The sequence below is a fragment of the Stenotrophomonas sp. ZAC14A_NAIMI4_1 genome (genome assembly GCF_003086915.1).
In the GTDB taxonomy this organism is placed as follows: Bacteria; Pseudomonadota; Gammaproteobacteria; order Xanthomonadales; family Xanthomonadaceae; genus Stenotrophomonas.
Map to the genome: position 1 here is coordinate 2,944,311 of NZ_CP026002.1, position 24,465 is coordinate 2,968,775.

At 67.8% G+C, this 24,465-nt stretch carries 14 protein-coding genes and 1 tRNA gene; 7 read left to right on the forward strand and 8 right to left on the reverse strand.

What is annotated here, in order from left to right; translation table 11 throughout:
- Positions 1 to 714: 714 nt before the first annotated feature.
- Positions 715 to 1,629: a LysR family transcriptional regulator gene (locus C1926_RS13350; protein WP_108759504.1), complete on the reverse strand. Its 915-nt coding sequence runs from the start codon at positions 1,627 to 1,629 to the stop codon at positions 715 to 717.
- A gap of 140 nt (positions 1,630 to 1,769) precedes the next feature.
- Here C1926_RS13350 and C1926_RS13355 point away from each other — a divergent pair, with 140 nt between their 5' ends.
- Positions 1,770 to 2,471 carry a pirin family protein gene (locus C1926_RS13355; RefSeq protein ID WP_079221472.1) on the forward strand — a complete coding sequence of 234 codons (702 nt, stop codon included), beginning with the start codon at positions 1,770 to 1,772 and terminating at the stop codon, positions 2,469 to 2,471.
- 173 nt (positions 2,472 to 2,644) lie between these two features.
- Positions 2,645 to 3,784 carry an MFS transporter gene (locus C1926_RS13360; protein ID WP_108759505.1) on the forward strand — a complete coding sequence of 380 codons (1,140 nt, stop codon included), beginning with the start codon at positions 2,645 to 2,647 and terminating at the stop codon, positions 3,782 to 3,784.
- A 9-nt stretch (positions 3,785 to 3,793) separates the two neighbouring features.
- Here C1926_RS13360 and C1926_RS13365 read toward each other — a convergent pair whose 3' ends face one another.
- Complete coding sequence (locus tag C1926_RS13365) at positions 3,794 to 4,939, reverse strand: alpha/beta fold hydrolase (protein ID WP_108759506.1); 1,146 nt, start codon at positions 4,937 to 4,939, stop codon at positions 3,794 to 3,796.
- 183 nt (positions 4,940 to 5,122) lie between these two features.
- Between C1926_RS13365 and C1926_RS13370 the strand changes: the two genes are divergently transcribed.
- The 4 genes from C1926_RS13370 (at position 5,123) to C1926_RS13385 (ending at position 12,005) form a co-directional block, all read left to right on the forward strand.
- On the forward strand, positions 5,123 to 6,469 hold the full coding sequence (locus tag C1926_RS13370; protein WP_108760700.1) for a cytochrome c: 1,347 nt from the start codon (positions 5,123 to 5,125) through the stop codon (positions 6,467 to 6,469).
- Entirely contained in the window at positions 6,466 to 7,389 is a 924-nt protein-coding gene (locus C1926_RS13375) for a c-type cytochrome (protein WP_108759507.1), read from the forward strand. Before C1926_RS13370 ends, C1926_RS13375 begins: the two co-directional genes overlap by 4 nt.
- Before the next feature lie 118 nt (positions 7,390 to 7,507).
- Complete coding sequence (locus C1926_RS13380) at positions 7,508 to 9,886, forward strand: TonB-dependent receptor (RefSeq protein ID WP_108759508.1); 2,379 nt, start codon at positions 7,508 to 7,510, stop codon at positions 9,884 to 9,886.
- Positions 9,887 to 9,893: 7 nt separating this feature from the next.
- Positions 9,894 to 12,005, forward strand: a complete 2,112-nt coding sequence (locus C1926_RS13385; RefSeq protein WP_108759509.1) for a phospholipase C, phosphocholine-specific — start codon at positions 9,894 to 9,896, stop codon at positions 12,003 to 12,005.
- Between the two features lie 166 nt (positions 12,006 to 12,171).
- Here C1926_RS13385 and C1926_RS13390 read toward each other — a convergent pair whose 3' ends face one another.
- Complete coding sequence (locus C1926_RS13390) at positions 12,172 to 16,857, reverse strand: ATP-dependent helicase (protein WP_108759510.1); 4,686 nt, start codon at positions 16,855 to 16,857, stop codon at positions 12,172 to 12,174.
- Between the two features lie 91 nt (positions 16,858 to 16,948).
- On the opposite strand from C1926_RS13390, the gene C1926_RS13395 reads away from it, so the two are divergent.
- A complete protein-coding gene (locus C1926_RS13395) occupies positions 16,949 to 19,294 on the forward strand; it encodes a TonB-dependent receptor (RefSeq protein ID WP_108759511.1) in 2,346 nt (781 codons plus the stop codon).
- A 156-nt stretch (positions 19,295 to 19,450) separates the two neighbouring features.
- Here the strand turns inward: C1926_RS13395 and C1926_RS13400 are convergent.
- From C1926_RS13400 to recA, 5 genes are all read right to left on the reverse strand, one after another.
- Positions 19,451 to 19,543, reverse strand: a tRNA-Ser gene (locus C1926_RS13400).
- A gap of 79 nt (positions 19,544 to 19,622) precedes the next feature.
- A complete protein-coding gene (gene csrA, locus C1926_RS13405) occupies positions 19,623 to 19,826 on the reverse strand; it encodes a carbon storage regulator CsrA (RefSeq protein WP_108759512.1) in 204 nt (67 codons plus the stop codon).
- A gap of 151 nt (positions 19,827 to 19,977) precedes the next feature.
- Positions 19,978 to 22,626, reverse strand: a complete 2,649-nt coding sequence (gene alaS, locus C1926_RS13410; protein WP_108759513.1) for an alanine--tRNA ligase — start codon at positions 22,624 to 22,626, stop codon at positions 19,978 to 19,980.
- Between the two features lie 111 nt (positions 22,627 to 22,737).
- On the reverse strand, positions 22,738 to 23,226 hold the full coding sequence (gene recX, locus C1926_RS13415; RefSeq protein ID WP_079221457.1) for a recombination regulator RecX: 489 nt from the start codon (positions 23,224 to 23,226) through the stop codon (positions 22,738 to 22,740).
- Between the two features lie 111 nt (positions 23,227 to 23,337).
- A complete protein-coding gene (gene recA / locus C1926_RS13420; RefSeq protein WP_079221456.1) occupies positions 23,338 to 24,375 on the reverse strand; it encodes a recombinase RecA in 1,038 nt (345 codons plus the stop codon).
- Positions 24,376 to 24,465 lie beyond the last annotated feature (90 nt).

A 24,465-nucleotide genomic window follows, 5' to 3' on the forward strand; every position in this document is an offset into this window, starting at 1 on the left:
CCTGCAGAGGCCGAAGCCGAAGCCGAAGCAAGATCAAAAGCGGCTCTGGTTTTCTGCTGGTTGGGCGGGGCGGTGTGGGTGGCCAGGACACGCCGTAAACCCATCCATGGGGGCTCGATGGCGCCATCCATGGCGCCAACGGTCCTGTCCACCCACACCGCCCCACCCCCGACAGTTTCCCGCGGCTGTTGGAACCTGCTGGTGGTGGGTGCCGACCGTTGGTCGGCACATCTGTCAGATATCGAATGAATCATCCACGCATGGCGTGGATCCACCGTGTCGACCAAGGTCGACACCTACCGGAGCAGAGCGCTGCTCCGACAGGCCGTTGGTGGGTGCCGACCGTTGGTCGGCACATCTGTCAGATATCGAATGAATCATCCACGCATGGCGTGGCTCTACTGTGTCGACCAAGGTCGACACCTACCAGATCCAACCCCGTGCCGACCAACGGTCGGCACCCACCAAAGCAGAACGCCGTTCCAACAGATCGCTGAAATCTGTCGAAGGCGGGGTGGGTCCGGTTGAGGGGGCGTGAGCCGCATGGATGCGGCGACCGAGCTTACATGGACGTACTTGCAGCGTCCCCCTCAACCGGACCCACCCCGCCAACCCACGGAATGCACGCATTTGACGTTGAAGTTGACGTTGCATTGAGCAGGTGCAGGGCTGCAAGCCCTGCAAACAAGACCCTCATCCACGCATGGCGTGGATCTACTCCATCGCCTGCCACCACTGCGCCAGCAGCTCCGGCCTGCGCAACCGCTCGCGCCACCAGCGCAATGCCGCACCATCCTCACCCGTGCGCCACGCCAGCCAGAATGTCTCCTCCGGCTTGGGCTCCTCCACCTCGCGGATCACCAGCTGGCCGCGCGCCACCGCCGCGCGCGCGCACGGCCCGGGCAGGAAACCGAAGCCCACGCCCTGGCACTGCAGCTTCAACTTGCTGGCCATGTCCGGCACCGTCAGCATTTCCTGGCCCATCAACAAGCCCACCGTCCGCGGCAGCAAGCGGCGCGCGGAATCGGACACCGCGATCGCGCAATGCTCGGCCAGCTGCTCGCGGCCCAGCACGCCCGGCACCTGCGCCAACGGATGATCCGGCGCTACCGCAAACACGAAATCGACGCTGCCCAGCGGCTCCACGACATAGCCACCACCACTGGGGCCTTCGCCCGCGGCACCCACCAGCAGGTCGGCACGGCGATCCAGCAGCGCCTCCCAGGTACCTGACAGCGCTTCACTGAACAGCCGCAGGCGCGTCGGCGCTTCAATCCCACGAAAGGCGGCGATGTCCGGGCCCAGCAGCCAGGTCGGGAACATCGAATCCACCGCCAGGGTCAGCTCGGCCTCCCAGCCAGAGGCCACCCGGCGCACCCGCAGCTCCAGTTCGCGGGCGGCACGCAGCAGGTGGCGGCCTTCGTCCAGCAGGGCGCGACCGGCCTCGGTCGGCTCCGCACGGGGGCCGACCCGATCGAACAGCTGCACGCCCAGGTCCTCCTCCAGCTTGGCCACGGTGTAGGAGATGGTCGAGGGCACCTTGTGCAGGGCCTTGCCGGCGCCGGCAAACGAGCCGCGGCGGTCGATGGCGTCCAGGATCTGCAGAGCGTCGAGGCTGAGCTTGAGCATTCGAAATTTTCGATGATGGCTGTCAAAACTATCCGTTTTTCAAACCCGGGGTGCAAGCGGATACTTCTCTCCAACGGGGAAACACAGCGGCCACCGGCCCACCCCGCCCCATCGAAACCATCGAACAAGGAGAATTCATCATGCTGCAGATCCGCAAGAGCGCTACCCGTGGCCTGGCCGAGCATGGCTGGCTGTCTTCCCGCCACACCTTCTCCTTCGCCGGCTACTACGACCCGCGCTACGTCAGCTTCGGCCCGCTGCGCGTCATCAACGAGGACAAGGTCATCGGTGGCCAGGGCTTCGGCACCCACAGCCACAGCAACATGGAAATCATTTCCTACGTGCTGGGCGGTGCGCTGGAGCACAAGGACTCGATGGGCACCGGCTCGGTGCTGCGCTACGGCGACGTGCAGGTGATGAGTGCCGGCAGCGGTGTCAGCCACAGCGAGTTCAACCACTCGGCCACTGATCCGGTGCACTTCCTGCAGATCTGGGTCTTCCCGGACAGCGAGAACATCGAGCCGTCGTACCGCGAGACCCACTTCGCGCCGGAGACCAAGCGCGGCCAGCTGCGCCTGATCGCCTCGCCCGATGGCGCCGACGGTTCGCTGCGCATCCAGCAGGACGCCCGCATCTACGCCACCATCCTCGATGGCAGCCAGAAGCTGCACCACGCACTGGGCAACGGCCGTGGTGCCTATGTGCAGGTCGCCCGTGGCCAGCTGCAGGTCAACGGCATCACCCTCGATGCCGGTGATGCACTGCAGGTCAGCGACGAAGCGCAGCTGACCCTGGAGAACGGCAACGACGCTGAAGTGCTGGTGTTCGACCTGCCGCTGTAAGCACCAGACAATACCGTGCAGCGAGGCCCGCGATACCCATCGGTATCGCGGGCCTTTGCGTGTGCGACGGGCGACGCTGCATTCGTATTCGCACTGGAATGACACAAATGGCACTTGCCCGGTCGATCTGAAAACGTTTTCATGACCGGGATCCTCCGGAGCCTTTCCTGCGCATGACGCCTTCTTCCCCGCGTGCCCAGCAGCACGCCACCCGCGCCGCCTTCTTCATTCCCGGCTTTGCCACCGCCGCCTGGGCACCGATGGTGCCCTATGCCAAGGCCAAGGCCGGCCTGTCCGATGCCAGCCTGGGCGCGGTGCTGCTCTGCCTGGGCCTGGGCTCGCTGCTGGCGATGCCGCTTGCCGGCGCGTTGAGTGGACGCCTGGGGTGCCGTCGCCTGATGGTCATCACCACGGCGTTGATCCTGCTGGCCCTGCCACTGCTGGCGCTGGCGCCATCGCCGCTGGCACTGGGTGCGGCCCTGTTCCTGTTCGGTGCCGGCGTTGGCGCGATGGACTGCACGATGAACATGCAGGCCGTCGCGGTCGAACGCGATGCCGGCCGCGCGATGATGTCCGGCTTCCACGCGTTCTACAGCATCGGCGGCTTCGTCGGTGCCGGCTGCATGACCGGCCTGCTGTTGCTGGGCACGCCGCTGTGGATGGCGGCCCTGCTGTCGGTGGCAGCCATGCTCGTGGTGGCATTGCTGTCGGCACCGCACTGGCGCCCGCAGCGCATCGCCCATGACGGCCCGATGCTGGCCGTTCCGCATGGCGTGGTGCTGTTCATCAGCGTGCTGGCCTTCATCGTGTTCCTCGCCGAAGGCTCGATGCTGGACTGGAGCGCGGTGTTCCTGGCCGAAGTGCGGCAGGTGCCGCGCGACCAGGCCGGCGCCGGCTTCGCGGTGTTCACCCTGGCGATGACCGCGATGCGCCTGTTCGGCGACGGCATCGTCGAGCGCCTGGGCCGTACGCGCACGATCGTGCTGGGGGGCATCACCGCAGCCACGGGCTTCGTCCTGGCCACGCTGGTGCCTTCCTTCGCGGTGGCGCTGGTGGGCTACGTGATGGTCGGCCTGGGCTGCGCCAACATCGTACCGGCGCTGTTCTCAATGGCTGGCCAGCAGCGTGCGATGCCGGAAAGCATTGCGATCACGGCCGTGACCACGCTGGGCTATGCGGGCATCCTCGCCGGCCCGGCAGCGATCGGCGGGCTGGCCCACCTCACCACCCTGGGCTTCGCCTTCCTGTGCGTGGCAGCGCTGCTGCTGGGCGTGGCCGCCTCCGCCCGGGCGCTGGCACGCCGCCTGCCGTAAGGAAGAACGTCAGCTGCGGGTGGGCGCAGCGGCAGCGGTATCGCGCACCAGCCACTCGGCCTGCGCCGGCAGCTGCGGCGCCGGGCAGGTTGCGCGGGGGTGGTGTTCGTCCTGGGCCATCCAGTCATCGACCACGCCGGCCAGCAGGTCCAGCCGCAGCGGCAGGGTGATGTGGTCTTCGCCGCGCATCTCGATGTAGTGCGCGCGCGGATTGGCCAGGGCGAGCTCGCGGCCCTGGCTGACCGGGATGTGCTGGTCGCCCTGCCCGTGCAGCAGCAGCACGCAGGCGCGGGTATCGGCCAGCGCGCGGGCGACGTCCACCTGGTCCAGGTCGACGTCGATGCGGCGGCTGGCCGCGGCGATCACCTGGTTGATGTCCTGGCCGCCATAACGCCAGCGCGCATAGGACGCCACTGCCTGCGCCTTCAGCCCCTCCGGCTGCAAGGCCATCAGGTGCGGGATCATCGTGCGGATCGCCACGCCGGCATTGGCGAACGACTCCATCGCCACCACGCCGGCCACCTGGTCGCCCAGCTTGTCTGCAGTGAACACCGCCGTCGCGGCGCCGTAGGACACGCCGAACAGATACAGCGGCCCGGCGACCTCACCACGCGCACGCAGCTCGCCGATGACATCGACCACGTCATCCGATTCGTAGGTGCCGTAGCCCGACGGGCCGCGCCCGGACTGCCCGTGGTTGCGCAGGTCCAGGGTGACCACGCGGTAGCCCGACTCGGCCAGCTGCAACGACCACGGCAGCATCGAATCACCGTTCATCATCCAGCCGTGCAGCAGCACCACGGTGCCGCGCGGCGCCTGCGCACGGAACGGCTGCGGCACCGACAGGCTCAACCCGGTATCCAACGGCTGGCCGTTTTCATGGCGCTGCGGCAGGTAGTGGTAGCGGGCGCCGTAATCGCCCGGGTCGAAGACGCGCCAGAAGATCGGCACGTTGTCGCGCCCGGGCAGGAAGCCATGGCGGTTGGGCAGCTCGGCGATGGCCGCGGCGATGCGCGGCTGGTCCAGCAGGGTGGACACGCCACCGGGCGCGACCAGCTGGTCGCTGAGCGAGGTGGACGAGGCGGTGATCGAGGATGAGCATGCAGCCAGCCACAGGCCGGCGCACGCCAGCAACAGCAGCAGCGGGCGCTTCATGGGCAATCAGGGAAAAGGTGCGACAGCGTGGCAGGTTAGCGGGCGCGGCCGGGCGCATCTATCGCAGCTCGATGACGGGTTGATGACAAGCCGGGATCGATTCAGCTTCGCGCGATGTCGCATATGGACAAAGCATTGATCCGGATCAATGAACGCGCCTGCGCGTTTGCCGACAGTGCGCCCATGCGTACCTCGTTCAAGCTTCTCCTTGTCCTGGCCGCCGCGACCGGTGCGGCCTGGGGCATTGCCCGCAGCACGCCGTACTGGTTTGCGCCGCGCCAGCCCGCCGTGGTCGACATCCACGATCCCGCGTTGATCGCCCGCGGCCAGTACCTGTCGCGCGCGGCCGACTGCGCCGCCTGCCACACGGCCCCCGGCGGCAAAGCCTTTGCCGGCGGGCTGGGCATGCAGACGCCGATGGGCACAATCTATTCCACCAACATCACCCCAGACCCGGATACCGGCATCGGCCGCTACGACTATGCCGATTTCGAGCGCGCGGTCCGCCGCGGCGTCCGCCACGACGGCCAGCCGCTGTACCCGGCCATGCCCTACGCCTCCTACGTGATCGCCAGCGATGACGAGGTCCAGGCGCTGTACGCCTACTTCATGGGCGCGGTGCAGCCGGTGCGCCAGCACAACGCCGACAGCACGATCCCCTGGCCGGCCAACATGCGCTGGCCCCTGGCATGGTGGCAACTGCTGTTTGCCCGCCCCCGCAGCTTCATTGCCGATCCTTCGCTGGATGCCGGCCAGCAGCGCGGCGCCGAACTGGTGGAGGGCCTGGCGCACTGTGGCGCCTGCCATACCCCGCGCGGCCTGGCCTTCCAGGAAACCGCCATGGCTGATGACGAGGGCCGCCGTTTCCTCTCCGGTTCGGTACTGGAAGGCTGGTATGCGAAGAACCTGCGCAACGAAGCCACTGGCCTGGCCAGCTGGAGCCAGGACGAGATCGTCGAGTTCCTGCGTACCGGCCGCACTGATCGCTCCGCCGCGTTCGGCGGCATGGCCGACGTGGTGGAACACAGCACCCAGTACCTGACCGACGCCGACCTGCTGGCCATGGCCCGTTACCTGAAGCAGTTGCCGCCGCGCGCCGGCCGCAGCACGCAGTGGATTGCCGGCCCCGACACGACCACCACCGCGCTGCGCGACGGCGACTACCGCGTGGAGGGTTCGCTGGCCTATGCCGAGCACTGCCAGGCCTGCCACCGTGCCGATGGCCGTGGCATGCCGCGCATCTACCCTGCCCTGGCCGGCAACTCCATCGTCTTCGCCGATGACCCGAGTTCGCTGGTGCAGGTCACCCTGGCTGGTGGCCGCATGCCGCACACGCCGCACGACCGGATGGCCTTCTCGATGCCCGGCTTCGAGCATCTGCCGAACGCCCAGCTGGCGCAGATCCTGACCTTCATCCGCAGCAGCTGGGGCAACCAGGCCAGCGCGGTGAGCGAAGCCGACATCGCGCGCATGCGCAGGGTGGTGCGCGACAAGCCCGTGCATGTGGTTCCGCAGGAGGTGGCACCATGAGGCGCGCACGCAAGCGCAGAAGCGCGGCCATTGTCATTGCCATCGGCGTACTGGTGGTGGCCGCAGCCGCCGCACTGCTGTACGCGTACCGCCATCCGTCGCTGGATGCCACTCCCGCCACGCTGGACATCCTCGACGCACAGGGCTCGCGGGTCGGCGCGTACCACATGCCCAGCGCCGAAGAGATCGCCAGCCTCGGCAATGGCGATGCGGTGATGTACGGCCGCCGCCTGCTCAACGAGACCGCACGCCTGCTGCCGGACAACGTGGGCAATGACCTGAACTGCAACTCCTGCCACATGGCCGAGGGCAAGCGGCCTTTCGGCAACCACTACCTCAACACCGGCGGCGGCAGCTACCCGCGCTACATGACCCGCCCCGGCAAGGAGATCGGCCTGGTCGAACGCATCAACGGCTGCCTGCAGCGTTCGATGAACGGCAAGCCGCTGGCCCGCGACGCACCACCGATGCGCGCGATGCTGGAATACATGGCCTGGCTGAGCCGCCCCGTACCCGACGGCGCGCGCGTGGCGGCGCCAAGCGAAGGGCCGATCGATTCCTCGCTGGTGCCCGACCGCATGCGCGGCCAGGCCCTGTATGCAGCGCAGTGCGCCGCCTGCCACGGCGACAACGGCGCGGGCCGCCGCGATGGCAGCGGCGATATCGCCTTCCCGCCGCTGTGGGGCGAGCGCAGCTTCAACATCGGCGCCGGCATGGCACGGCTGTACAAGGCGGCCAGCTTCGTCAAGCACAACATGCCACCGGCGGCGGGCCGCGAACCACCGCTGGGCCAGCAGGTGATGCCCGACCAGGACGCGGTGGACATCGCCGACTACTTCATCCACCAGCCGCGGCCGGATTTCGATGGCAAGGGCAAGGACTGGCCGCGCGACCCCAAGCCCAAGGATGCGCGCTACTGAGCGCAGCGCTTCACCGTGCCGGCCGTCACGCAACATGAAGCCTGCATCTGAACGTCACTCCCATGTCATCCACCCTGCTGAAACTCCCGGGCTTTCCCCCACTCAAGGTCCGGTTTCGATGCGAACGATTGCGCGTTTTCCCCGAGTCTCGCTGCTTGCCCTGCTGATCGCCCCCGCGCTGGACGCCCTGGCCGAAGCACCGCAGGGCGAAGCCGCCGAAACGCACAGCACCGACGCACGGACCCTGGACCAGGTGCAGGTGATCGGCCAGGCCACCAGCTACGCCAAGACCTCGGTGCGCGCCGAAACGCTGAACCGGCAGACCGTGCTCAGCAGCGTCAACGGCGCGCTCAACGAAGTGCCGGGCGTGGTGGTCAGCGAAGCCGACGCCACCGGTTCATCGGTGTGGGGCACGCAGATCAGCATGCGCGGCTTCGTCACCAACCGCGACACGCAGCAGATCGGCACCACCATCGATGGCCTGCCCAATGGTGGCTCGGGCTACGGTGGCGGCTCGATGGCCAACCGCTACATCGACACGCTCGACCTGGAGACGGTGGAAGTGAGCCAGGGCACGGCCGATATCTCCTCGCGTTCGAACGAGGCGCTCGGCGGCACCCTCAACTTCCTCACCAGCGATCCGCTGCAGGACAGCCGCCTGCGTTTCGTCGTCGGCGCCGGTGACAACGATGCGCGCAAGTACTACGTGCGCTACGACACCGGGCTGCTGGGCGGCCACACCCGCGCCTGGGTCAGTGCGTCCTCGGCCCGGGTGAGCGACTGGATCGACGGCAGCGGCAAGACCAGCAACGACCACATCGCCGGCAAGTTCATCACCGAACTGGACCGCTGGACGCTGACCGGCTACCTGTCCTACAACGATGCCGACGAGCCGGAGTACACCAGCGTCTCGCCGCAGGGTTTCGCCACCAACCCCGACCGCGACAACCTGGTCGGCACCCTCACCGGCATCCCCTACCTGGACCAGAACTACCGTTCGGGTTCGCGTGCGCTGCGCGAAAACACCTTCGGCTACCTGCGCGCCGCCTTCGACGCCGGCAACGGCTTCAAGACCTCGATGGCCGCCTATGGCCACCGCATGCAGGGCCGCGGCGACTGGCTGCCGCCTTACCTGGCCGATGTCACGAATGATGGCGCCGGTCGCCCGCAGTCCGAATACCTGGGCGGCAGCACCGTGTACGGCGGCAGCAACCTGGGCCAGATCTACTTCGTGAACCCCGATGGCAGCAGCGCCCAGCCGATTGCCGGCTGCACCCCGCGCGTGGGCTTCAGCGCCGAGTACGACCCCAACTGCTACGCCGGCAACGTGCTGGGTGCGCAGTCCTATCGCCACACCCACTACGACAACGACCGCATGGGCGTGACCGCCGATGTCGAATGGCGGCAGACCTTCGGCGGCGTCGACAACACGATCCGCGGCGGCCTGTGGGTGGAGAAGCTGGACCGCTCCGCCCGCCGCGACTGGCACCGCCTGCTCAACGTCGGCCAGGACATCGGCTTCGACCACCAGCCGTACTGGGTGCAGTTCGAGGACAAGTACAAGGTGGACGAGCAGATGTACTACGTCGAGGACGTGGCCCGCTTCGGCCCGTTCAGCGCGCGCGTGGGCGTCAAGCAGTTCTTCGTCGACCAGTCGCGCAACCGCGTGATCGGCGCCAGCGAACACGTCACATCTGATTCCAAGTCCGATCCGCTGCTCTCCACCGGCTTCACCTGGGCGCCGGGCGTGGAAGGCATGGAGCTGTTCGCCGGCTTCTCGCAGAACTTCGCCGCGATTCCTTCCGGCGTGCTTGGCGAGACCGATCCGCAGCGCTTCCGCAACGTCGAACCGGAAACGGCCGACAACATCGAAGTGGGCATGCGCATCAGCCGCTGGCCGCTGACCGCCTCGGTCACCCTGTACAACATCAAGTTCGACAACCGCATCGTTTACCTGCCGGCCGGCTTCGTCAGCGGCATCGACTACCTGGGCGAGACCGATGGCGTCTACGAGAACTTCGGTGGCGTGGAAAGCAACGGCCTGGAAGCCGCGTTCGGCTATGGCTGGGACAACGGCTGGCGGGTCAACGCGGCCTACACCTACAACCGTTCCAAGTACCTGGGCAGCGGCGACGCCGCGCGTGACACCCAGCTGGGCATCGTCGATGGCGCCAAGGTGATCGGCCAGCCCGAGCAGATCCTGGTGCTTTCGGCCGACTGGCAGGGCGAGAACTGGAACTTCGGACTGTCCGGCCGCTACCTCGGCACCCGCTACCTGGACGCGGCCAACGTCAACAAGCTGCCCTCGGCCACCGTCTTCAACGCCAACATCGGCTTTGACCTGCAGGGCCTGTCGACGCGCCTGAAGGGCATGGGTGCCAACCTGGTCGTGAGCAACCTCACCGACAAGCGCTATCTTGCAGGGGTCGACGGTGCCAACGCCGCCTTCATCGGCGCACCGCGCACCGTCGGCATTTCCTTCCGCGTGGATCTGTGAGGCATTCGTGACTGATATCGGCCGACGCCGGTTGTTGCAGGCCGGCGTTGCCGCCGGCCTGGCACCGCTGCTGCCCAGCATCGCCCGCGCTGCGGCCATCGCCCCGGTCGCGCAGACGCGCAGCCTGCAGGACCTGCAGCACATCGTGGTGTTCATGCAGGAAAACCGCTCGTTCGACCACTACTTCGGCACGCTGCCGGGCGTACGTGGTTTTGGCGACCGCTTTGTTGCCCCTGCCGCGCCCCTGGCCGGCGGGGACGGTGCGCGCAGCCTGTGGCTGCAGCCCGATGCGAGCGGCCAGCGTGCGATCGCGCCGTTCCCGCTGGATACGGCCGCGCACTTCGGCTACATGCGCGTGGAAGGCACCCCGCACACCTGGCCCGACGCGCAGCGCGCGTGGGACCATGGCCGCATGGGGCACTGGCCGATGGCCAAGCAGAACCACGCAATGGGCTATTTCCAGCGTGCCGACCTGCCCTTCCAGTTCGCCCTGGCCGAAGCGTTCACGATCTGCGACGCGTATCACTGCGCCATGCAGGCCGGCACCAACCCGAACCGGGTGTTCCTGTGGACCGGCCACAACGATGCCTTCGCCCGCGCCGGCGGGCCGGTGATCGCCAACTCGCATGACAATTTCCCCGAGCACGGCGGCCATCCGGATTCGTACCGCTGGGCCAGCTATGTCGAGCGCCTGCAGCAGGCGGGCGTGTCCTGGCAGATCTACCAGGACATGGCCGACAACTTCACCGACAACCCGCTGGCCGGCTTCGAGACCTTCCGCCAGGCCTACCGTGCCGCACCGGGGCACGATGCCGCGCTGCGCCAGCGCGGGGTCAGCACGCGGGGCCTGGCCCAGCTGCGCCAGGACGCCATCGAGGGGCGCCTGCCGCAGGTCAGCTTCATCATTGCCGATGCCGCTGGCAGCGAGCACCCCGGCCCGTCCAGCCCTGCGCAGGGCGCGGCCTACACCGCACACGTGCTGGATGCGCTGACCGCCGATCCGGAGGTCTGGAGCCGCACTGCCCTGCTGCTGATGTTCGACGAGAACGACGGCTTCTTCGACCACGTGCCGCCGCCGGCACCTCCATCGGCACAGCCCGGTGGCGGCTGGGCAGGCGCTTCATCGGTGAGCACCGAGGGCGAGTACCACCAGCACCCGGCACCGGGCGACGAGAAGTACGACGAGGCCGGACTGCGGGGCCGCCCGTATGGATTGGGCCCGCGCGTGCCGCTGTACGTGATTTCGCCATGGAGTCGTGGCGGCTGGGTCGATTCGCAGGTGTACGACCACACTTCGGTGCTGCGCCTCATCGAACGCCGCTTCGGCGTGGCCGCGCCGGACATTTCGCCGTGGCGCCGCGCCGTGTGTGGCGACCTGGCCAACGCCTTCGACTTCGCCCAGCGCGATACCCGCCCGTTCGTGCGCGGGCTGCCCGATGTGAGCGCCACCGCCGCGCGCGCGGCAGCCCTGCCGGGCCGCACCGTGCCTGCACTGCCCGAGGGCCTGCAGGCGGCGCGCCAGGAAGCGGGCACGCGCCCATCGCGCGCGTTGCCGTACCGGCCACACGCGCAGGTGCAGGCGGTTGCCGCGGACGGCGTGGCCCTGCACCTGGCGTGCGAAGGCGCCGCCAGCGTACTGCACGTCTACGACCGCCTGCAGCTGGCCGCCCTGCCACGCCGCTATACGGTGCTGCCCGGCGCGCCGCTGCAGGACCGCTGGGCGCTGGATGCACAGGGTCGCTATGACCTGTGGCTGCTCGGCCCCAACGGCTTCCATCGCCACTTCCGTGGCGTGGCCGGTGCACCGGTGCTGCAAGCGCAGGTAGACCCGGTCGAGGGCCAGCTGCGGTTGCAGCTGCGCAATGCAAGCAGCGCCGCGCAATCGATCCGTGTGCGCGCCGGTGCCTACGCCGGGCACATGCCGGAGCAGACGCTGATGCTGGCCGCGGGTGCGCAGACCACGCTGGCCTGGGACGCTGCACCCACCAGCGGGTGGTATGACCTGCACGTGGTGGCCGGTGACAGCGAGCTGCGCCTGGCCGGCCGCGCCGAAGACGGCCGCCCCGGCACCAGCGACCCGGCGATGGGTGGCCAGCCACTGCGCTTCGAGCACGGCTGAAGGTTTCTGTAGCACGGCTGAAGGTTTCTGTAGAGCCGAGCCGATGCTCGGCTGCGCGGTCCCGTAGAGCCGAGCCTATGCTCGGCTTAGTCGAGCATGGCTCGACTCTACAAATGCAGCCGAGCGCTGGCTCGGCTCTACAACGCCAGTCGAGCACGGCTCGAGGTCAGCCGTTCCAGCCCAGCCCGCGCGGCTCATTGCTGAACCCTGCCGCGCGCAGGGCGTCCACGGCAGGCCCGCGGTGGACCGGCGCCTCGTTGATCCGCTGCAGCGTGAAGGACAGCCTACGGCCGCGCCGCAGGCCGACTGCCAGCGCCTGCGCTGCCGCCGTCCAGCGCGCCGCAACGTCGGCTGCCGTGTCATCGATCCAACTGGACAGCTGGCGGCCACCCTGCGGCAGATACAGCTGCAGTCGGCCTCCACCGATCACCACCAGCGCACCGGCGCGACGCACCGGCCTGGCCCCGGCCATCGTCTGCGGCCAGGGCAACAGGCTGCCAAACGGGTTGGCTGGGTCCAGCGCGGACAGCGCAACCCATCCGCCAGGGCCACCCGCGCGCTCGGCACAGGCCCGCAGGCGGTCGATATCCTCGCGCTGGGCGAACTGGGCACCGCCCATGCCCTCCACGAAGCGCCCGCGCAGCAGCTGGCCGGCGTCTTCCATGCTGCGCAGCACCGGGCGCAGTGCCGGGAAGCCGCCGGCCACGGCTTCGCTCATCGCCGCGCTGCGGGTGACCACCGTGTAGCGGTCCAGCAGCGCCTCGGTCTGCGCCAGCGCGCGCAACGTGTCACTGGCCCGCTCCTGTGGCAGCAGCGACCAGCGTCCGGCCAGCGTCGGCCCCGCGCTGCTCGCCAGCTCCAGTCCTGCACTGCCCGCCGCCAGCGGCGCGAAGGCAAAGCCGCGGCGGCGGCGGGACACGGGCATCGGGCGCGCCCGTAGCGGACGCGCGCCGTCGAGCGCACGCAGCGGGGCCCACAGGTCACTGCTGATCTGCCCGCGCCAGGCCAGCTGCCACAGCGCCGTCTGGAAATCCTCGCCGGCACTGCCTGCATCCGCGAGTTGAGTCTGTACCTGCATCGCCAGTTGGCGCGCGAAGAACGCACCGCCTGCGGCGAGCACCTGCAGGATCGCCTGCTGCATCGGCGACGCGTTGGCATCCGCGTCCATGAGCGGCAGGGTTTCGGCCGCATGCTCCCGCAGGTGCAGCGACACCCATCCGTCATCGTCGCCCAGCCGGCCGTGGCCGGCCCAGAGCACCGTACCGGTGGCCAGCAGTTCATCCAGCAGCGCAGGCGTGTAACCGGGCACCCGTGCAGGCAGCACCTGCTGCTCCCACAGCGACGCTGGCAGTGGCAGCCCCGCCAGTTGTTCGATCACCTGCAGCACGCGCTCGCTGCCACGATCAGGCGCGGTCTCGTGCAATACGCCCTGCCCTTCCAGCAGCACGCCGACATAGGCGTCCACCGGCACCGGGCGCGTTGCCTCGCGGGCGGCCTGCAACGAGCGCAGCCGCAGCCGCTGCAGCACATCGACCGCCACCCATTCGTGGGCCGCGCGCGTGGTAGGCAGTGTGGCGTTGCCGGGGGGATGGCGGCGATCAAGGCCGAAGCGACCACGAATGATCCGGCCCTGCTCCTGCAACACCTGCAGCGCATCGTCCACCACCGCCACACCCACTCCGAAGCGGGCAGCCACGCTGCCGCTGCTGAAGGGCCCGTGGTGGCGCGCATGGCGGCCGAGCAGGTCACCGAGTGGATCAAGCACCGGTGCCAGGAACACCTCGGCAATGCCTGCCGGCAAGTCGATGCCGAGGGCATCCCGCAGCCGCGCGGCGTCTTCCACCGCTGCCCACTGTTCAACACCGGCAACGGTCACGCGGATGGCACGGCCCGCTGCATGCAGCGCCTGCAGCCAGGCCGCCGCCTGCGTGGGTTCGGTGATGCGCTGCGCGATGTCGCTGGCCGGCAACGGGCCAAGCTCACGCAGCAGGTCGGCCACGCCTTCGCTGCCCCGCGCGTGGCGGGGCGGATCCAACCGTTGCAGCTCACGCGCCACGGTGGCCACCACGTCATCGTCCAGCAGCTCACCGAGGTCGACCTGGCCAAGCAGCTCGGCGAGCAGGCCACTGTCGAGCGACAACACCGAGGCACGCCGTTCGGCCAGAGGCACGTCGGCTTCGTACATGAACTCGGCGACATAGCCGAACAACAGGTTCGCCGCGAAGGGCGACGGCACGGCGGTCTCCACTTCCACCACCTGCACCTGGCCCGCCTGCACGCGCAGCATCAGCGCATCCAGCGCGTCCAGATCGTAGACATCCTGCAGGCATTCGCGCGCGGTCTCGACCAGGATGGGGAAATCCTCGTGGCCGCGCGCGATCTCCAGCAACTGCCCCGCACGCAGGCGCTGCTGCCACAGCGGCGAGCGCTTGCCCGGCGTGCGCCGTGGCAGCAGCAGGGCGCGCGAGGCGCACTCACGGAAACGGGCGGCAAACAATGCGGACCCAGTGACTGACAGCGTGATGGAGTGGCGCAGGCTGGCCGCGTCAAACACGAACACCTCCGCGCCCGGCGCAGCGCCGCTGCGGTCAGGCATGCGCACGATGATGCCGTCGTCGCTGGCCACCACGGCCGGGTCGATGCCCACCTGCTCGCGCAGCCGCGCGGCCACCGCCAGGGCCCAGGGGTCGTGCACGCGGCGTCCGTACGGCGAATGCAGCATTACCCGCCAATCGCCCAGTTCGTCGCGGCAGCGCTCGACCACCAGGCGCAGGTCGGTCGGCAGCACGCCGGTCGCCTGCTGCTGCTCGCCAACAAGCGCCAGCATGTTGCCGATCGCGCTGTCGTCCAGACCACGTTCGCGCAGGCGCGCGAGCAGCGCCGGTGACGGCTCGCCAGCGCCGCCCGGATCGGCCTCCAGTCCGGCAAGGAACGCACCGGTGGCCTGCCCCAGCTCGGCCGGGCGACCGATGCCCTCGCCACGCCAGAACGGCAGCCGCGCCGAGCGCCCGGGTGCGGGCGTCACCACGACCTGGTCAAGGGTGATCTGGTCGATGCGCCAGGACGTCGCGCCGAGAGTGATCACATCGTTCACCCGCGACTCGTGCACCATCTCCTCGTCCAGCTCGCCCACCCGACGCGAACCGGCCTGCTCCTCGCCCTCAGGCAGCACCACCGCGTACATGCCGCGGTCCGGGATGGTGCCGCCACTGGTGACCGCCAACTGCCGGGCACCCGGGCGCGCAGTCAGCGTGCCCGTTTTCCGGTCCCACACCAGACGGGGGCGGAAACCAGCAAATTCGTCGGACGGATAGCGCCCGGCCAGCATTTCCAGCACCGCGTCAAAGGCACTGCGCGGCAGCGTGCGGTAAGGCGCGGCGCGGCAGACCCGTGCAAACCAGGCCTCCACATCGAGTGGCTCCATCGCCACGGCGGCAACGGTCTGCTGGGCCAGCACATCCAGCGGGTTGCGCGGTGGATCGATGGCTTCAATGCGCCCATCCAGCATGCTGTCCACCACCACGGCGGCATCGACCAGATCGCGCCGTGTCCGCGGGTAGAGCAGGCCGCGCGAGATGCCGCCGACCTGGTGTCCCGCACGCCCCACCCGCTGCAATGCACTGGACACCGACGGCGGCGGCGCCACCTGGATGACCAGATCCACCAGGCCCATGTCGATGCCCAGCTCGAGGCTGGAGGTCGCGACGACGCAGCGCAGCTCGCCCGACTTCAGCGCTTGCTCGATGGCGGCGCGCTGCTCCTTGGACACCGAGCCATGGTGTGAGCGTGCGATCACTGACTCGGGTGCAGTGACACGGTTCACCGTGCTGCCGGTGAAAGAACCGTAAGCGGTTGCGGCCGCATCGTCGGTGTCGCTCGCGTGCCCAGCGTCCGCGCGCTCGGCATGGAGCTCGTTGAGCCGCGCCGTGAGCCGTTCGGCCACGCCACGCGAATTGGCAAAGACAATCGTGGAGCGATGCTGCATCACGTTGTCGAGGATGCTGGCTTCCACATGCGGCCAGATCGAACCTGCCCGTGTGCCGGCCCCGCGCCCTTCCGCCGGGCCGTGCATGGCCAGGTCGGTCATGTCCTCCACCGGCACCACGATCTTCAGCTGCAGCTGCCGCTGCGAAGGCGGCTGCACCACCTGCACCGGGCGATCACCGCCGAGGAAGGCCGCAACGCCCTCGACCGGGCGCACCGTGGCGGACAGGCCGATGCGCTGTGCGGGCACCTGCAGCAGCGCGTCGAGCCGCTCCAGGCTCAGGGCCAGATGCGAGCCGCGCTTGCCGCCGGCCACCGCATGGATCTCATCGAGGATGACCGTATGCACATCGCGCAGGATCTCCCGCGCCTGTGACGTCAGCATCAGGTACAGCGACTCGGGCGTGGTGATCAGGATATCCGGCGGACGCCGCACCAGCCGCGCGCGCTCGCTGCTGCTGGTATCGCCAGTGCGCATGGCCACGGTCAGGGCAACGGCCGGGTCGCCGCGTTCGCTGCGGCGCGCACTGATGCCCTGCAGCGGCACCTGCAGGTTGCGCTGAACATCGCTGCCCAGCGCCTTGATCGGCGACAGGTACAGCACGCGCGTGCGTGCCACGGGCTTGGCCGCCGGGTCGCGGCGTGCATCGCCATCGCGCTCGGCGAACACCTGGTCGATCGCATGCAGGAAGGCCGCCAGCGTCTTTCCCGACCCGGTGGGCGCAACCACCAACGTGTGCTGGCCTGCGGCGATCGACGCCCATGCCTGGTCCTGCACCGGCGTCGACGCCGCGAACGCGGAATGGAACCAGTCACGGGTGGCGGGATGGAAGTGCTGCAGGGAATCCAAGGCAGGGCCGGTCGCCATCGATGATGGCTTCGATGATACGGCGAAGAAATCGTTTGTCGTTACGTATCGTTACGTTATAACATTTCACGCCATTTTTACGGAGCGTGTCATGCGTCGCCACCTGCTAGCAGCAGCCATCCCCCTCGCCCTTCAGTCCGTCGCCCTCCACTCCGCCCGCGCGGCGGACGCGCCCACCCTGCCCACCCTGCAGGTCGAAGTCAGCCAGCCCTCGCGCATCGACAGCCGGGTCACCGTCGACAACCCACAGGCACAGAACCGCACCCTCGGCGGCCTTCTCGAACACGTTTCCGGCGTGCAGAGCAGCGCCTTCGGGCCCAACGCCGGTGCCCCGGTCATCCGCAGCCTCAGCGGCAGCCGCGTGCAGATCCTGCAGGACGGCCAGTCGATCCTGGGCATGAACGCGATCAGCGGCGACATCAACATTCCGTTCGACCCGCTGTTCGTGCGCAGCGTCAGCGTCAACAAGTCCTCCGATACCGTGCGCCATGGCGGCAATGCCATCGGCGGCAGTGTCGAGGTCGATTCCGGGCTGATCTCGCGCACGATGGAGGACAAGGACCAGTCGATGGAACTGGTGCTGCGCAAGGGCTTCAACGCCGCCGATGCGCAGGGCTTCCGCATGAACTTCAACAACCAGCGCAACGTCTCCACCAACCTGCAGGTCTCGCGGCAGCGCATCTCGCACTACGACATCCCCGGCAACAGCAAGGCGGCCGCGTGCAATACGCAGCTGTTCCCGGCCGCCGGCGGGGTCAACTCGGCACTCGCCGACGCCTGCCAGAAGGAGGCGCGGGTACAGCAGGTCTACAACAAGGCATCGCAACCCTACATCGACCAGTTCATGACCGAGAACCCGGACTGGGCCGATGGCGAGTTCTCCTTCTACACCAGCAACCCGACCTCGGTCTGGCAGCGCCAGACCTACGTCAATTCGGCCAATCCGGACTATGTCGCCGGTACGCCGTCCTACGTGCAGAAGCGGATCAACAACGACGTCACCCCGGATTACCACCATCGCCTCGGCAACAGCTACTCACGCAGCTCGCAGGTGGCGCTCGGCTCGACCCTGTTCTTCGATCGCGGTTACGTGGGCATCAGCATCGACGCCAAGGACAGCGAGTACGGCGTGCCCGGCTTCTCGATGCAGAACCTGTCCTTCGGCGCCAACCATGCCGATGGCCTGCCGGTGGGCGTGGTCATCAAGCAGGAGCGCTATGCACTGGAAGCCCTGCTGCGCGACCCGGTGCCGGGCATCGAACGCGCCGAGCTGCGCGTCTCGCAGCTGGACAACACCTCCGGCGAACGCCTGGGTGCCCGCAAGGCCAACGATTACGACTTCGCAAGCACCCAGGCCGAACTGCTGCTGGCCCACCGCCGCGTGGGCCCGCTGAGCGGCCTGCTCGGCCTCAGCCAGCAGTCACGCGACGTCACCGGCAGCGGCCCGCAGCGCTACCTGCCCAACGTTGACACCCGCACCCAGGCGGTGTTCCTGAAGGAAACGCTGGACTTCGACTGGGCGTCGTTCGACGCGGGCGTGCGCCACGAACGCGTGGACCACACGCTGCGGCCCAGCAGCTTCAAGACCGCGCGCAATTCCGCCAACACCGCGCTGCAGGACCGCGACTTCCGGCTCAACAGCTACAGCATCGGCTCCTACGTTGAACTCGGCCCGCTGTTCGCCGCCAAGCTGCGCTATTCCTCCTCGCAGCGCGCACCGGAGATCAACGAGCTGTACGCCAGCAACGCGCACTACTCGGTGATGACCCAGGAAGAAGGCAACCAGAACCTGGAACCGGAACGCGCGAAGAACCTGGAGCTGGCCGGCATGTTCCACCTGGGCGGCTTCCAGCTCACCGCCACCGCCTACCGGATGCGTTACGAGAACTACCTGTACCTGGGCTACTCCGGCCTGCAGACGGCCAACCGCCTGCCGCTGAAGTACTGGAAGCAGACCGATACCACGGTGAAGGGCTTCGAGATCGATGCCTCGCAGTCGGTGGCACTCGGCCGCTTCGGCAGCCTGGAAATGTCCGCCTTTGCCGACCTGGTGAAGAACAAGGCCGACCATCCCGATGCACTGCGTGCCCACAACGACGGCGAGTATCTGCCCAACATGCCGACCAACCGCTACGGCGCGAGCCTGCAATGGCAGCGCGAAGGTTGGAAGGCGCAGCTGTCGAGCACCTACTACGACACGCAGAAGTACCTGGGCCGCAACGTCAGCGAAGAAGTGCCGCTGGATGCCTTCAACCTGGTCGACCTGCAGCTGAGCCGTGAGATTCCCCTGCGTACGACCGCTGTCTCGGGAATGGAGGTCTTCATCAATGGCAGCAACCTGCTCAACGAGGAGGCGCGCCCGCACAACTCGCCGCTGAAGTACATCGCGCCGCTGCCGGGGCGTGGCTTCCAGGTGGGCGTGACCGTGCGGCTCTGAGCTGTTTCTTTTCGACGCACACAGCGCCCGCGGAATGATTTTCCGCGGGCGCTCGTTTCTGCGTCCCGGAATGTGCAAGTGACGCGCCTGCGACTGAGGCACGCGCACAACGAAAAACGCCCGCAAATCGAAGATCTGCGGGCGCTTTCTTGTATCTGGCGGAGCGAGAGGGATTCGAACCCTCGATAGAGCTTTTGACCCTATACTCCCTTAGCAGGGGAGCCCCTTCAGCCACTCGGGCATCGCTCCGGGGTTTTCTCCGCGTCTGGTGCGGTGCACCTCAGCGGGGCGTGAATCATAACGTTAATCAGACGCGAAGGTAAAGCTTTTATTCGCCGGAATTTTCGCTTCCGGTGCTGCTGGCTTCGTCACCACGCTGGATGCGTTGGTAGATCTCTTCGCGATGCACAGCAACGTCCTTCGGCGCGGTGATACCGATACGCACCTGGTTGCCCTTGACGCCGAGCACGGTGACGCTCACCGAGTCTCCGATCATCAGGGTTTCGCCGACGCGGCGAGTCAAGATCAACATTTTTGTAAGTCTCCATGGAACCGTGTGGAAGGGTATCCCCCACCGGCTTGACGCTCCGTCAAGAAGCGTCCCCACGACAAAGGGAAAAGATTTCGCAATGGTACCGTCAGCCGTCCCGCTCCTACAAGGAGGGGGACGGCAGGGGTTCACATCACAGGCGGGGGCTGACCCATTCGACGACCGCGGCCAGAGCGGTAGCAAGGGCGGGCCCGTCCTCGCCACCACCCTGGGCGAGGTCCGGGCGTCCGCCGCCCTTGCCCCCGATCTGACTGGCGATGTGGGACAACAGTTCCCCGGCCTTGACCTTGCCCATTGCACTGCCGTTCACACCCGCGACCAGGGCAGCCTTGCCGTCCTGGGTGCCGGCCAGCACGATCACGGCATTGCCCAGCTGCTGCTTCAGGCGGTCCATGGCGTCACGCAGGGCCTTGGCATCAAAGCCTTCCAGGCGTGCGGCCAGCACCTTCACACCGGCAACCTCGACGGCCTGGCCGGAAAGGTCCGCAGTGGCGCCGGCGGCGACCTTGGCCTTCACGGCTTCCAGTTCGCGTTCCAGCTGCTTCTGGCGCAGGCCGAGGGCACGGATCTTCTCGACCACGTCGGCGGCGCTGCCGCCGAGCAGTTCGGCCGCTTCGGCCAGGCGGGCTTCCTCGGCGTCCACGTAATCCAGGGCACCCTGGCCGGTGACGGCCTCGATGCGGCGCACGCCCGCCGAGACACCGCCTTCGGAGGTGATCTTGAACAGGCCGATGTCACCGGTACGGCTGACGTGGGTACCGCCACACAGCTCGGTGGAGTAATCGCCCATCTTCAGCACACGGACGTTCTCGCCGTACTTCTCGCCAAACAGGGCCATCGCGCCGAAGTCCAGCGCTTCCTGCATGCCCATGTTGTGCACTTCAGCGGCGTTGTTGGCGCGCACCTGCTGGTTGACCTTGCGTTCGATCACGGCCAGCTCTTCGGCACTGATCGGCTGGAAGTGCGAGAAGTCGAAACGCAGGCGGTCCGGTGCGACCAGCGAACCCTTCTGCTGCACGTGGGTGCCGAGCACTTCGCGCAGGGCGGCATGCAGCAGGTGGGTGGCCGAGTGGTTGAGGATGGTGGCGCCACGGCGCTCGCCATCGACCTGGCCGGACAGCACGTCGCCGACCTTCAGCCCGCCTTCGGACAGGGTGCCGACGTGGCCATGGAACTGGCCCGCGAACTTCTGGGTGTCGCTCACCACCAGGCGCACACCGTTGCCGGTCAGCACGCCGGTGTCACCCACCTGGCCGCCGGATTCGGCGTAGAACGGGGTCTGGTTGGTGATGACGATCACCGCGTCGCCGGCGTCTGCCGACTGCGCCGGGCGGCCGTCCTTGAGCAGGGCCAGCACGGTCAGGCCGTCGGCCTGCAGGCGGTCGTAGCCCAGGAACAGGGTCGGGGTCAGCGTCGCCACCAGCTCGGCCGGCAGGGTTACGCCGCCACCGAACTTGCCGGCGGCACGCGCGGTCTCGCGCTGCTGCTCCATCGCCGCGTCGAAGCCGTCGGTATCGACCGTCAGCTCGCGCTCGCGGGCGATGTCCTGGGTCAGATCCAGCGGGAAGCCGTAGGTGTCGTACAGGCGGAAGGCGTCAACGCCGGGGATCACGCCGTTGCTTGCCTTGGCCGCCACGTCCTCGAAGATCTTCATGCCGGCATCGAGGGTTTCGGCGAAACGCTCTTCCTCGGCCTGCAGCGCACGGACGACGGTGTCGGCCTGGGCCGGCAGTTCCGGGTAAGCCTCACCCATCAGCTCGACCAGGGTCGGCACCAGCTTGCTGAAGAACGGCTGGCGCACGCCCAGCATCCAGCCGTGGCGCAGGGCGCGACGGATGATGCGGCGCAGGACATAGCCGCGGCCTTCGTTGGACGGCAGCACGCCGTCGACGATCAGGAACGAGCAGGCGCGGATGTGATCGGCGATCACGCGCAGCGACTTGTTCTCCAGGTCGGCCATGCCGGTCAGCTCGGACGCCTTGCGGATCAGCGCCTGGAACAGGTCGATCTCGTAATTGGTGTGCACGTGCTGGAGGATCGCCGCCAGGCGCTCCAGGCCCATGCCGGTATCCACGCAGGGGGCCGGCAGCGGCACCAGCGTGCCGTCGCTCTGGCGGTCGAACTGCATGAACACCAGGTTCCAGATCTCGATGAAGCGGTCGCCGTCTTCATCCGGCGAGCCCGGGGGGCCGCCCGCGATGTGGTCGCCGTGGTCGTAGAAGATCTCGGTGCACGGGCCGCAGGGGCCGGTGTCGGCCATCTGCCAGAAGTTGTCCGACGCGTACGGGGCACCCTTGTTGTCGCCGATGCGCACAATGCGCTCTTCCGGGATGCCCACCATGTCGCGCCAGAGCGCGTAGGCCTCATCGTCGGTCTGGTACACGGTGACCAGCAGGCGCTCGGCCGGCAGCTTCCAGACCTGGGTCAGCAGTTCCCATGCCCAGGCGATGGCGTCCTTCTTGAAGTAATCACCGAAGGACCAGTTGCCCAGCATTTCGAAGAAGGTGTGGTGACGCGCGGTGTAGCCGACCTGGTCGAGATCGTTGTGCTTGCCACCGGCGCGCAGGCAGCGCTGGACGTCGGCCGCGCGCACGTAGCTGCGCTTTTCCGCGCCCAGGAACACGTCCTTGAACTGGACCATGCCGGAGTTGGTGAACAGCAGGGTCGGATCATTGCCCGGCACCAGCGGCGCCGACGGCACGATGGTGTGGCCTTTGCCCTTGAAGAACTCAAGGAAGTCGCTGCGGATCTGGGAGGTCGTGAATTTGGCGGGTGCGTTCATTGAGGGGGCTGGCAGTGTGCGGGCCGGCAGCCCCGAACCGCCGGCCTCACTGGCCAGGGTCGTAACGGACCGCCGAAAACCCAAAGGGTATCAGGCCCGGCGCCGCCAGTCTCAGTCATCCGGGTCGAAGCGGGTCGCACGGCGGATGCTGTCACCGTCGAAGCCCCGCCGGGCCAGCAGATCGGCGGCCTTGCGCCGCTGCGCCAGATCCTGCGGGCCATCCTCGCCAAAGCGGCGGCGCACCAGATCGCGGGCATTTTCCTGCCAGTCGCCCTCGTAGGTCTCCATCGCGGCGGCAATCGCCGCGCTGTCCAGGCCGTGGGTCCCCAGCTCGGCACGGACGTGGATGGGCCCATAGCCGGTATTGGCGCGCATCCGGACGAGATTTTCCGCAAAGCGGGTGTCGTCCTGCCAGCCGGCCTCGGTCAGCTTGGCAACGGCAGCCTCGGCGGCCTCGCCTTCAATACCGCGTGCGGTCAGCTTGCGGGTCAGCTCCTTGCGCGAATGCTCACGCCGTACCAGCAGGCCCAGGGCACGCTGTACGGGGGTCTGTTCGCGCGGCCGGCGCTTGCGGCCGGTGGGGGCGTCGGCATCAGACATCTGCTACTCCAAGGGTGGCGCCGTCCCTGGCACCCTGCCCGTCCGTGGGCGGTTCGAACCTGCGGGACAGGGCGACGTCACTGACGGCGCCGCCCTGCCCCACAGCAAGTCTTACTCGTCGTCGCCGTCGTCGTCGCCTTCCTCGCGGGCGGCTTCGGACGGCTGGAACTTCTCGCGCAGCTCGGCCTCGAGCTTGGCGGCGACGGTCGGGTTGTCACGCAGGTAGCCGCGGGCGTTGTCCTTGCCCTGGCCGATGCGCTCTTCACCGTAGCTGTACCAGGCACCGGCCTTCTCGACCAGCTTGGCATCCACGCCCATGTCGATCAGCTCGCCCTCGCGGCTGATGCCTTCGCCGTACAGGATCTCGGTGATGACCTGCTTGAACGGAGGCGCCAGCTTGTTCTTGACGACCTTGATCTTGGTCTGGTTGCCGATGATCTCGTCGCCCTTCTTGATCGCACCGATACGGCGGATGTCCAGGCGCACCGAGGCATAGAACTTCAGCGCATTGCCGCCGGTGGTCACTTCCGGGCTCTGGCCCGGCATCATCACGCCGATCTTCATGCGCAGCTGGTTGATGAAGACCACCAGGGTGTTGGAGCGCTTGATGTTGCCGGTCAGCTTGCGCAGCGCCTGGCTCATCAGGCGGGCCTGCAGGCCCGGCAGCTGGTCACCCATTTCGCCTTCGATTTCGGCCTTGGGGGTCAGCGCGGCGACCGAGTCGACCACCAGGATGTCCACCGAGCCCGAGCGGACCAGCATGTCGGCGATTTCCAGCGCCTGCTCACCGGTATCCGGCTGCGACAGCAGCAGGTCGTCCACGTTCACGCCCAGCTTGGCGGCGTAGATCGGGTCCAGTGCGTGCTCGGCGTCGATGAACGCGGCAGTGCCGCCCATCTTCTGGCATTCGGCGATGGCCTGCAGGGTCAGGGTGGTCTTGCCCGACGACTCCGGACCGTAGATTTCAACGACACGACCCTTCGGCAGGCCACCGATGCCCAGTGCGATGTCGAGCATCAGCGAGCCGGTCGGGATCGCCTCAACGGGTTCGACCACACGGTCGCCCATGCGCATCACCGAGCCCTTGCCGAACTGCTTCTCGATCTGGCCCAGAGCAGCAGCCAATGCGCGCTTTTTGTTCTCGTCCATCGTGTTGCTCCTAGCAGAGGTCATGTCGTTGGGGGTGCTGTCTTTCGGGGTCTTCTTTGCCATGGGTTCACTTTAAGTCGGATGTATCGC

Bases quoted from the DNA above. Each gene is read 5' to 3' on its own strand.
- C1926_RS13365 (WP_108759506.1), bottom strand. From the start codon at position 4,939: ATGAAGCGCCCGCTGCTGCTGTTGCTGGCGTGCGCCGGCCTGTGGCTG.
- C1926_RS13355 (WP_079221472.1), top strand. From the start codon at position 1,770: ATGCTGCAGATCCGCAAGAGCGCTACCCGTGGCCTGGCCGAGCATGGC.
- C1926_RS13395 (WP_108759511.1), top strand. From the start codon at position 16,949: ATGCGTCGCCACCTGCTAGCAGCAGCCATCCCCCTCGCCCTTCAGTCC.
- C1926_RS13370 (WP_108760700.1), top strand. From the start codon at position 5,123: ATGCGTACCTCGTTCAAGCTTCTCCTTGTCCTGGCCGCCGCGACCGGT.
- alaS (WP_108759513.1), bottom strand. From the start codon at position 22,626: ATGAACGCACCCGCCAAATTCACGACCTCCCAGATCCGCAGCGACTTC.
- C1926_RS13360 (WP_108759505.1), top strand. From the start codon at position 2,645: ATGACGCCTTCTTCCCCGCGTGCCCAGCAGCACGCCACCCGCGCCGCC.
- C1926_RS13390 (WP_108759510.1), bottom strand. From the start codon at position 16,857: ATGGCGACCGGCCCTGCCTTGGATTCCCTGCAGCACTTCCATCCCGCC.
- C1926_RS13375 (WP_108759507.1), top strand. From the start codon at position 6,466: ATGAGGCGCGCACGCAAGCGCAGAAGCGCGGCCATTGTCATTGCCATC.
- C1926_RS13350 (WP_108759504.1), bottom strand. From the start codon at position 1,629: ATGCTCAAGCTCAGCCTCGACGCTCTGCAGATCCTGGACGCCATCGAC.
- csrA (WP_108759512.1), bottom strand. From the start codon at position 19,826: ATGTTGATCTTGACTCGCCGCGTCGGCGAAACCCTGATGATCGGAGAC.
- recA (WP_079221456.1), bottom strand. From the start codon at position 24,375: ATGGACGAGAACAAAAAGCGCGCATTGGCTGCTGCTCTGGGCCAGATC.
- C1926_RS13380 (WP_108759508.1), top strand. From the start codon at position 7,508: ATGCGAACGATTGCGCGTTTTCCCCGAGTCTCGCTGCTTGCCCTGCTG.
- recX (WP_079221457.1), bottom strand. From the start codon at position 23,226: ATGTCTGATGCCGACGCCCCCACCGGCCGCAAGCGCCGGCCGCGCGAA.